Annotated in this window: 2 protein-coding genes; both read right to left on the bottom strand. The window is 74.7% G+C overall.

Annotation, left to right across the window (positions count from 1 at the left end):
• On the bottom strand, positions 1-953 hold a 953-nt coding region (gene hemW, locus H5J29_RS33580), incomplete at its 3' end, for a radical SAM family heme chaperone HemW (RefSeq protein WP_376768607.1).
• Positions 954-976: 23 nt separating this feature from the next.
• Positions 977-1170 (bottom strand): hypothetical protein (locus tag H5J29_RS34555; RefSeq protein WP_376768606.1); only part of this gene is annotated, 194 nt, incomplete at its 5' end.

Here is a 1170-nt window from a genome sequence, read left to right as displayed (position 1 = left end):
AGCATCACCCGCTCGGTGTGCTGCTCCTCGGCGGTCAGCACCTCGAAGTCCGCCTCCGGGTCCTCCGCGGCGGCGTAGCGGGCCGGGTGCTTGACGTTCCACCAACGGCGCCCGGCAAGGTGCGAGTGGGCGCCGGGGCCGACACCCCACCAGTCGCCGTCCAGCCAGTAGCCGAGGTTGTGTCGGCACTCCGCCTCGGGCGAGCGCGCCCAGTTCGACACCTCGTACCAGTGCAGGCCCGCGGCGGAGAGCAGGTCGTCGATCAGCTCGTAGCGTTCGGCGGCGACGTCGTCGTCCGGGGCGGGGAGCTCGCCGCGGGACACGCGACGGGCGAGCGCGGTGCCGTCCTCCACGATCAGCGAGTAGGCGGACACGTGGTCGACCCCGGCCGCGAGCACCGCCTCGACCGATCCGCGCAGGTCAGCGGTGGTCTCACCCGGCGTGGCGTAGATCAGGTCGAGGTTGACGTGCCCGATCCCCGCCGCCTGGGCCTCGCGGGCGGCCTCGACCGCCCGGCCGGGGGTGTGCCTGCGGTCGAGGATCCGCAGGACGTGCGGGGCGGCCGACTGCATGCCCAACGACACCCGCGTGTACCCGGCCTCGACGAGCCCGGCGAAGAACTCCGGTGAGGTCGACTCGGGGTTGGACTCGGTGGTGACCTCGGCGCCGGGGGCCAGCCCGAACTCGTCCCGGATCGTGGCCAGCACCGTGCCCAGCCGCTCGGCGCCGATCAGCGACGGCGTGCCGCCGCCGACGAACACCGTGTCGACCGCACGCTCCCCCACGGTCCGCCGCGCCAGCGCCAGCTCCCGGCGCACGGCGGCCAGCCAGGTGTCCGGGGAGGAGCCGGAGCCCTCGAGCTCGGACGCCGTGTAGGTGTTGAAGTCGCAGTAGCCGCAGCGGGACGCGCAGAAGGGCACGTGGACGTAGATCCCGAAGGGCGGCCTGCTCACGGCTCCACGGTACGGAACCGCGGTCAGTGTCCGCTGCGGAGCCGGTCGAGCGTGGCCGCCGGCTCCACCTGGGCGCGCTCGCGCTCCGCGGCAGCCGCCCGACGGGCCTGCGCTGCCTGGCGCAGAGCCACCTCGCGCGTCTCCGCGGCCTCGCGGAGAGCCTGCTCCCGCGCCTCGGCGGCCTGTCTCCTGGCCGTCGCGGCCTGCCGACGCGTCT

It is taken from the genome of Pseudonocardia pini, assembly GCF_013870575.1.
GTDB classification, from domain to species: Bacteria; Actinomycetota; Actinomycetes; order Mycobacteriales; family Pseudonocardiaceae; genus Pseudonocardia; species Pseudonocardia pini.
Note: the sequence above shows the minus strand (reverse complement) of the source record. Positions and strands in the feature narration are given on the sequence as shown.